This window comes from Pseudomonas sp. 05N434 (assembly GCF_056396965.1).
Genome location: NZ_JBFTMK010000209.1, coordinates 1 through 7,787, shown reverse-complemented (window position 1 = coordinate 7,787; position 7,787 = coordinate 1). Strand labels below are relative to the sequence as shown.

9 protein-coding genes are annotated in these 7,787 nt (G+C 58.0%); 6 read left to right on the top strand and 3 right to left on the bottom strand.

Features of this window, described 5'->3' with window-relative positions; translation table 11 throughout:
* Positions 1-344 (bottom strand): transporter substrate-binding domain-containing protein (locus tag AC1DLB_RS14935; protein ID WP_477785192.1); only part of this gene is annotated, 344 nt, incomplete at its 3' end.
* A gap of 140 nt (positions 345-484) precedes the next feature.
* Between AC1DLB_RS14935 and AC1DLB_RS14930 the strand changes: the two genes are divergently transcribed.
* Positions 485-910, top strand: a complete 426-nt coding sequence (locus AC1DLB_RS14930; protein ID WP_086944382.1) for a DUF4399 domain-containing protein — start codon at positions 485-487, stop codon at positions 908-910.
* A 77-nt stretch (positions 911-987) separates the two neighbouring features.
* Here the strand turns inward: AC1DLB_RS14930 and serA are convergent, their stop codons facing one another.
* Positions 988-2,217 carry a phosphoglycerate dehydrogenase gene (gene serA, locus AC1DLB_RS14925; RefSeq protein WP_018928647.1) on the bottom strand — a complete coding sequence of 410 codons (1,230 nt, stop codon included), beginning with the start codon at positions 2,215-2,217 and terminating at the stop codon, positions 988-990.
* 204 nt (positions 2,218-2,421) lie between these two features.
* Here serA and AC1DLB_RS14920 point away from each other — a divergent pair, with 204 nt between their 5' ends.
* The 4 genes from AC1DLB_RS14920 (at position 2,422) to AC1DLB_RS14905 (ending at position 6,630) form a co-directional block, all read left to right on the top strand.
* Positions 2,422-3,816, top strand: coding sequence for an FAD-binding oxidoreductase (locus AC1DLB_RS14920; RefSeq protein ID WP_018928648.1), 1,395 nt, complete (start codon positions 2,422-2,424; stop codon positions 3,814-3,816).
* A gap of 38 nt (positions 3,817-3,854) precedes the next feature.
* On the top strand, positions 3,855-4,520 hold the full coding sequence (locus tag AC1DLB_RS14915; RefSeq protein WP_018928649.1) for a fumarylacetoacetate hydrolase family protein: 666 nt from the start codon (positions 3,855-3,857) through the stop codon (positions 4,518-4,520).
* A 181-nt stretch (positions 4,521-4,701) separates the two neighbouring features.
* Positions 4,702-5,637: an SdiA-regulated domain-containing protein gene (locus AC1DLB_RS14910; RefSeq protein ID WP_018928650.1), complete on the top strand. Its 936-nt coding sequence runs from the start codon at positions 4,702-4,704 to the stop codon at positions 5,635-5,637.
* A gap of 87 nt (positions 5,638-5,724) precedes the next feature.
* Positions 5,725-6,630, top strand: a complete 906-nt coding sequence (locus tag AC1DLB_RS14905) for an SdiA-regulated domain-containing protein (RefSeq protein ID WP_477743610.1) — start codon at positions 5,725-5,727, stop codon at positions 6,628-6,630.
* Positions 6,631-6,692: 62 nt separating this feature from the next.
* Here the strand turns inward: AC1DLB_RS14905 and rpiA are convergent, their stop codons facing one another.
* Positions 6,693-7,364, bottom strand: coding sequence for a ribose-5-phosphate isomerase RpiA (gene rpiA, locus AC1DLB_RS14900; RefSeq protein WP_018928652.1), 672 nt, complete (start codon positions 7,362-7,364; stop codon positions 6,693-6,695).
* 349 nt (positions 7,365-7,713) lie between these two features.
* Between rpiA and AC1DLB_RS14895 the strand changes: the two genes are divergently transcribed.
* Positions 7,714-7,787: hypothetical protein (locus AC1DLB_RS14895; RefSeq protein ID WP_477785193.1), on the top strand; the 74-nt coding region annotated here is incomplete at its 3' end.

Here is a 7,787-nt window from a genome sequence, read left to right as displayed (position 1 = left end):
GTGTGAATGTAAGGTTCGCTGAAGTCGAAACGATCCTTCAGGTCCGGGGTCAGTGCTATGTGATTGATGGCAACGTCGTATTTGCCGCTTTCGACGCCGGTCATCAGATCGTCGGAATCGGTGACGACGAAGTCGGCCCGTACATCCAGCTCATTGGCCAGCAGTTGACCCAACTCGACCTCGAACCCGGTCAGTTTGCCGTCATCCTTGAAATTGAAGGGCGGTGTATTAGCCTCAAGAGCAATGCGCAATTCGCCGCGGTCGTTTACATCGTCCATCAGTTCGGCATGAGCCAAAGGGCTCAAAAGGGGTAGCAGGCAGATCAGGCCAGGCAAAAAGCGCATGGTCACTCCTTTGAATTCATTTATCTATCGCGACGCGCTGTTCAGGCTCGCTTTGCTATGGTTATTGAGTGCCTTCGACAACGAATGGCCGTTAAGTTGTTCACGGTCGAGCGAATTTTACGGAAAAACTGGAGAAGAGAATGAAAAGCTTTATGTCACGAGCAGCATTGGCTGGTGTGCTGATGGGTGTTTCGGTGCTGGCCGGTGCCGCCACCCCGGCTCCGAAGGGGGCAGAAGTGTTCATCGTATCTCCTGCGGACGGAGCCACGGTCGCGCAAACCTTTACAGTGAATTTCGGCGTCAAGGAAATCGCACTGGCACCAGCGGGCGACACCACCAAAAACACTGGGCACCACCATCTGCTGATCGATGTCGACAAACTACCGGCTGCCGGCGCTCCGATTCCAAACGATGCCAATCACATGCACTTTGGCAAAGCGCAAACTCACGCTGAAATCAAACTGGCACCGGGCAAGCACACCTTGCAGCTCGAACTGGGCGACAGCGGTCACATGCCGTTCGATCCGCCGATCGTGTCGAAGAAAATCACCGTGACGGTGAAGTAGCTTTTCCACAGCGATGAAAAAGCAGCCGTAAAAAAGGGAGCTCCGAGGAGCTCCCTTTTTTGTCGCTCAAGTCGCGATCAGAACAACACGCGGCAACGAATGGTGCCGTTGATGTGCTGCAGCTTCTCTTGCGCCATTTCCGAGTAATCGGCATCCACGTCGATCACGACGTAGCCGACTTTCTCGTTGGTCTGCAGGAACTGACCGGAAATGTTGATGCCGTTTTCGGCGAAGACCTTGTTGATCTCGCTCATCACACCCGGAATGTTTTCGTGGATGTGCAGCAGACGGTGCTTGCCAGGGTGAGCCGGCAAGGCCACTTCCGGGAAGTTCACGGACGATACCGACGTACCGTTGTCGCTGTACTTGACCAGTTTTTCCGCCACTTCCAGGCCGATGTTGGCCTGCGCTTCAGCGGTAGAACCACCGATGTGCGGGGTCAGGATCACGTTGTCCAGGCCACGCAGCGGGCTTTCGAACTCTTCTTCGTTGGAGCGTGGCTCCACCGGGAATACGTCGATGGCCGCGCCGATCAGGTGCTTGTCCTTGATCGCGTCCGCCAGGGCGTCCAGTTCGACCACGGTGCCGCGCGCGGCGTTGATCAGGATGCCGCCCTTCTTGATGGCGCGGATTTCCTTCTCGCCGATCATCCACTGGGTGGCAGCGGTTTCCGGAACGTGCAGGGTGACGATGTCGGACATGCCCAACAGCTCGTGCAGGTTGCCGACCTGGGTGGCGTTGCCCAATGGCAGCTTGGTCACGGTGTCGTAGAAGTAAACCTGCATGCCCAGGCCTTCCGCCAGGACCGACAGTTGAGTGCCGATCGAGCCGTAACCGACGATACCCAGCTTTTTACCGCGGATTTCGAAGGAGTTGGCTGCGCTTTTGATCCAGCCGCCACGGTGGCAGGAAGCGTTCTTCTCAGGGATGCCGCGCAGCAACAGAATCGCCTCGGCCAGCACCAGCTCGGCAACGGAGCGAGTGTTGGAGTACGGCGCGTTGAATACCGCGATACCGCGTTCGCGAGCCGCGTTGAGGTCGACCTGGTTGGTGCCGATGCAGAAACAGCCGACAGCCACCAGTTTCTTCGCGTGATCGAAGATCTCTTCGGTCAGTTGAGTGCGGGAGCGAATGCCGATGAAGTGAGCATCAGCGATCTTTTCCTTCAGCTGGGCGTCCGGCAGAGAACCTGTGAGGTACTCGATGCTGGTGTAGCCCGCCGCCTTGAGGACGTCGACAGCCGATTGGTGGACGCCTTCGAGAAGAAGGAACTTGATCTTGCTCTTATCGAGAGAAGTCTTGCTCATCTGCGTAAACCTGTGTCCCGGAGAAAAAATGGCAGGGAAGGGAGCAGCCAGAGCTGACCCGGACGGCAGGAAAGCCGTCGCCGCAGAACAGCCTTTGGGCACTATCCTGCGGGGTCGGTATGCTAGCATATGCGACCTGCTAACACTCATTCTGCGACGTGAAGCGTACTCAGGATGACCATGAATTGTTCGAGAGTTCTGTCGATGACCAATCCTGCGCTGATTGATGAGCTGAAGACCCTGGTTGAGCCTGGCAAGGTGCTGACCGACGCCGACTCCCTGAACGCTTACGGCAAGGATTGGACCAAACATTTCGCCCCGGCCCCGACGGCCATTGTGTTCCCCAAGACCATCGAGCAGGTCCAGGCCATTGTCCGTTGGGCCAATGAACACAAGGTTGCGCTGGTGCCGTCCGGCGGTCGTACCGGGCTTTCTGCCGCAGCAGTGGCGGCCAATGGCGAAGTGGTCGTGTCCTTCGACTACATGAACCAGATTCTCGACGTGAACCTCACCGATCGCACCGTTGTTTGTCAGCCGGGCGTGGTTACCGAACAATTACAGAACAAGGCTGAAGAGCACGGTTTGTACTATCCGGTGGACTTCGCTTCGGCAGGTTCCAGCCAGATAGGTGGCAATATCGGCACCAATGCCGGCGGGATCAAGGTGATTCGCTACGGCATGACCCGTAACTGGGTGGCCGGCATGAAAGTCGTCACCGGCAAGGGCGATCTGCTGGAACTGAACAAAGACCTGATCAAGAACGCCACCGGCTACGACCTGCGTCAGCTGTTCATCGGCGCTGAAGGCACCCTGGGTTTTGTCGTCGAAGCCACCATGCGTCTGGACCGTGCGCCGAAAAACCTCACCGCGATGGTGCTCGGTACAGCCGATTTCGATTCGATCATGCCGGTATTGCACGCGTTCCAGAGCAAACTTGACCTGACTGCCTTCGAATTCTTTTCCGACAAAGCCCTGGCCAAGGTCATGGCACGCGGCGATGTGCCGGCGCCATTCGAATCCGACTGCCCGTTCTATGCGCTGCTGGAATTCGAAGCGACCACCGATGAAGTAGCCAACCACGCCCTGGAAACCTTCGAGCACTGCGTCGAGCAGGGCTGGGTGCTGGACGGCGTGATGAGCCAGAGCGAAACCCAGTTGCAGAACCTCTGGAAGCTGCGCGAGTACATCTCCGAAACCATTTCCCACTGGACGCCGTACAAAAACGACATTTCGGTCACTGTGTCGAAAGTCCCGGGGTTCCTGAAGGAAATCGACGCGATCGTCGGCGAACACTACCCGGACTTCGAAATCGTCTGGTTCGGCCACATCGGCGACGGCAACCTGCACTTGAACATCCTCAAGCCGGATAACCTGAGCAAGGATGAGTTCTTCGCCAAGTGCGCCACCGTCAACAAGTGGGTGTTCGAAACCGTCGAGAAGTACAACGGTTCGATTTCCGCCGAACACGGCGTGGGCATGACCAAACGTGACTACTTGACCTATAGCCGCTCACCGGTTGAGATCGAGTACATGAAAGCCGTCAAAGCGGTGTTCGACCCGAATGGCATCATGAACCCGGGCAAGATTTTCGCTGTTTGATTCTTCGAACTTTAAGAGCACGAAGCAGGAGTCGGTCAATGAGCTATCAGCACCAGTATGTCGACGGAACGCGTATTCATTTTCCGCTGGGGAAAGTGGTGTGCATCGGCCGCAACTACGCCGAACACGCCAAGGAACTGGACAACCCGGTGCCCACCGAACCACTGCTGTTCATCAAGCCCGGCAGCTGCGTGGTGCCACTGGAAGGCAGCTTCAGCATTCCGACCGAGCGCGGTTCGGTGCATTACGAAGCAGAAATAGCGGTGCTGATCGGCAAGCCATTGTCGACCAAGCCGAGCCGCGAAGAAGTGCTGGATGCCATCTCCGGCTTCGCCCCGGCCCTGGACCTGACCCTGCGCGACAAGCAGGCCGAGCTTAAAGCCAAGGGCCTGCCGTGGGAAATCGCCAAGTGCTTTGACGGTGCGGCGGTGATTGCGCCATTCGTGGCTGGCAGCACGTTTACCGACCTGACCGACATCGGCATCCGCCTGACCATCAATGGTGAAGTCCGCCAGGATGGCAACACCAAGGACATGCTCAATCCGATCGTGCCGATGATCCAGTACATGGCCGGCTGCTTCTCGCTGCAGGCCGGTGACGTGATCCTCACTGGCACGCCGGTGGGCGTTGGCCCGCTGAACGTCGGTGACGAACTGGTGCTCGAATTGCCGGGTGTCAGCCGCTTTACCAGTAGCGTTCTCTAAAAAGCAAAAAATCGCAGCCTGCCGCAGGCTGCGATCTTTTGATCTTGGCTGCCCACACAGGGCAATCCGGCCATTTCCCGTTTTTTTCACATTTTGTCTGGATAATTCCGGGGCTTATGGCATCTGAGCCTGTCCCAATGTGCTATTACCCATAGCCTGAATTTCTGGAACGCATCCCTGAATGGCCATCGAATCGCTGCCCAAGCTGAAAACTGCCCGCCGCTCGCGCTTTGTCATGCGTTGGTATTTCTGGCTTTTACTGGTGGCGGTCGCCGCTTATGGCCTTGCGTTTGCGATGCATTGGGATGATCGCGGTGTGCTCTGGGTGAAGGAGCGCTTCGAAAGCCCTGCCGAACGAAAAGAGAGTGTCTGGCTGCCGGACTATCGGGCGGTGATCGACGCCAAACTGCTGCCGGGGATGGAGAAGGACGAAGCGTCGGACGTGTCTTACGACCCGCAGACCAAAACCCTGTTCTCCGTGATGGGCAAGAACCCGTTCCTGGTCGAGCTGACGTTGCAAGGCGACGTGTTGCGCAAAATGCCGCTGGTGGGGTGGAGCAACCCGGAAGGGGTGACGGTAATGGGCAATGGTTTGCTGGCGATTACCGATGAGCGCGAACACCTGCTCTCGATCGTCAAGGTCGATGCCGATACGCGCGAGCTGAACATCGCCAATTTCCCGAAGTACGATCTCGGCCCCTCGAAAAACCAGAATAAAGGCTTCGAAGCCGTCGTCTGGGATGCCCGTCGCCAGCAACTGCTGCTGGGTGAAGAGCGTCCACCAGCGCTGTTCAGCTGGAAAAGCGATGGCAGCCAGATCCTGAAGGGTGACAAGCAGAAACTCTCCAGCGACGCACTGGATGTCCGTAACCTGTCGGCCCTGGCCATCGATCCGCGCACCGGTCACACCCTGGTGCTGTCCGCCGACTCTCACTTGTTGCTGGAACTGGACGAGAAGGGCGAGCAGGTCAGTTTCATGACCTTGCTCGGAGGGTTCAATGGCCTGAAGAAAACCATTCCCCGTGCCGAAGGCGTCACCATGGACGAAGCAGGCACGCTGTACATGGTGAGCGAGCCGAACCTGTTCTACCGCTTCGAAAAGCAACAGGTTCGGTAGTTGCGGTAGAAGGTCGCGGGCCATTAGGGTTTTAATTCAGGCAGCCGTGGTGTTTCATCCGCCCGTCCTGTTTCCGAGTTTGCCTGAATGCGTCGACTTGTCCGCCCCAAACCCCTGATGCTGATCCTGTCGGTCATTGCCCTGATCCTGTTGGTTGCCGTCGGCCAGTACCAGCGCCTGTTCGAGCGCAGCGGGTTCAATGTGCAGGCGCTATGGCAGCCGATGAATGCCCAGCCCATTGGCCTGGACCAGTATCAGGTGGCGATCGAGGCGCGAGTCATTGACGGTCTGGACGACGATGTTTCCGCGCTGACCTTCGATCCCGTGCGCAAAAGCCTGTTCACGGTCACCCACAAAAACGCCGAGCTGATCGAGTTGTCCCTGGAAGGCAAAATCCTGCGGCGTGTGGCGCTGGTCGGGTTCGGCGACCCGGAAGCAGTGGAGTTCATTAGCGCTGACACTTACGTGATCACCGATGAGCGTGAGCAACGGCTGATCAAGATTCATCTGCGCAAGGGCACGACGTTCCTCGATGCCGCGGACGCCGAGCAGATGACCCTCGGCGTGCACATGAGCGGCAACAAGGGTTTCGAGGGTTTGGCCTATGACTCGGTGGGCAAGCGCTTGTTCGTCGCCAAGGAGCGCGACCCGATGCTGATCTACGAAGTGCAGGGCTTTCCCCATTACAACCCGGAGAAGTCCTACGCGGTGCACGTGGTGAACAATCCCAAGCGCGATGGCGGAATGTTCGTGCGAGACCTGTCGAGCCTGCAATATGACGAGCGCAGCGGCCATTTGCTGGCACTGTCCGATGAGTCGCGGTTGATTCTTGAACTGGATGTGGACGGGCGACCGCTGAGCACCCTGTCACTGAACAAGGGTCGTCAGGGATTGCACAAGCCGGAAGGCATTGCCATGGATGACGACGGCACCCTGTACCTCGTCAGCGAGCCGAACCTGTTCTATGTCTTCAAAAAACCGTCGCAACCCTGACCAACATCCCAAAACTAAATTGTAGGAGCGAGCAAGCTTCGCTCCTGCAAATGGGTGTGGCATCAGGCCTTGAGGGTTTTCACGCCTTCGCTTGTGCCCAACAGCAGCAAGTCCGCCGGGCGCGCCGCGAACAAACCGTTGGTGACCACGCCGACGATGGCGTTGATCTGTGCTTCCAGCTCCACCGGGTTGGTGATCTGCATGTTGTGCACGTCAAGGATGATGTTGCCGTTATCGGTCAGCACACCTTCACGGTAAACCGGGTCGCCGCCCAGCTTCACCAGTTCGCGGGCCACGTGGCTGCGAGCCATCGGGATCACTTCCACCGGCAATGGGAACGCACCGAGCACCGGCACCAGTTTGCTGGCGTCGGCGATGCAGATGAAGGTCTTGGCCACGGCCGCCACGATCTTCTCGCGGGTCAGGGCTGCACCGCCGCCTTTAATCAGGTGCAGGTGCTCGTCGCTTTCATCGGCGCCGTCGACGTAGAACTCCAGATCGCTGACGGTATTGAGCTCATACACCGGAATACCGTGGCCCTTGAGGCGCGCGGCGGTGGCTTCGGAACTGGCCACTGCGCCGTCAAACGCGCCTTTGTGCTTGGCCAGGGCGTCGATGAAGCAATTGGCGGTAGAGCCGGTGCCGACCCCGACGATGCTCTTGTCATCGAGTTTCGGGAGGATGAAGTCGACGGCGGCCTGAGCCACTGCCTGTTTGAGTTGATCCTGGGTCATGCGGGCTCCGAGGTGCCGAAGAGGGGGACGAAAGGCCGGCATTATAGGCCTCGCGATGTGGAAGGTCATTGCCAGTGTGTCGAATGGAGACGAGGGGGCTTGTCTGTGGCGAGGGAGCTTGCTCCCGCTCGGCTGCGCAGCAGTCGTAAAACCTGCCAATACAGTGTGTTTGAAGAAACGGGCTGCCTGTTTTGGGGAGCACTTCGCACTCCAGCGGGAGCAAGCTCCCTCGCCACAATGAGTCTCTTGCGTTTGCGAGTGGCTAAAACCACCTGTTTAGTGTGGTCGCCCGCCCGAAAGCCGGGTTAGACTCCTTGGCCCTGCCCAACCCGTTCAGTGATGCTTTCCGATGCTCGAACAGTACGTCAAAAAGATCCTCACCTCGCGCGTTTATGACGTTGCCGTAGAAACCCCATTGCAGAC

Excerpts from the sequence above, each read along its gene's own strand:
- AC1DLB_RS14930 (WP_086944382.1), top strand. The coding sequence starts at position 485 with ATGAAAAGCTTTATGTCACGAGCAGCATTGGCTGGTGTGCTGATGGGT.
- serA (WP_018928647.1), bottom strand. The coding sequence starts at position 2,217 with ATGAGCAAGACTTCTCTCGATAAGAGCAAGATCAAGTTCCTTCTTCTC.
- AC1DLB_RS14920 (WP_018928648.1), top strand. The coding sequence starts at position 2,422 with ATGACCAATCCTGCGCTGATTGATGAGCTGAAGACCCTGGTTGAGCCT.
- AC1DLB_RS14915 (WP_018928649.1), top strand. The coding sequence starts at position 3,855 with ATGAGCTATCAGCACCAGTATGTCGACGGAACGCGTATTCATTTTCCG.
- AC1DLB_RS14910 (WP_018928650.1), top strand. The coding sequence starts at position 4,702 with ATGGCCATCGAATCGCTGCCCAAGCTGAAAACTGCCCGCCGCTCGCGC.
- AC1DLB_RS14905 (WP_477743610.1), top strand. The coding sequence starts at position 5,725 with ATGCGTCGACTTGTCCGCCCCAAACCCCTGATGCTGATCCTGTCGGTC.
- rpiA (WP_018928652.1), bottom strand. The coding sequence starts at position 7,364 with ATGACCCAGGATCAACTCAAACAGGCAGTGGCTCAGGCCGCCGTCGAC.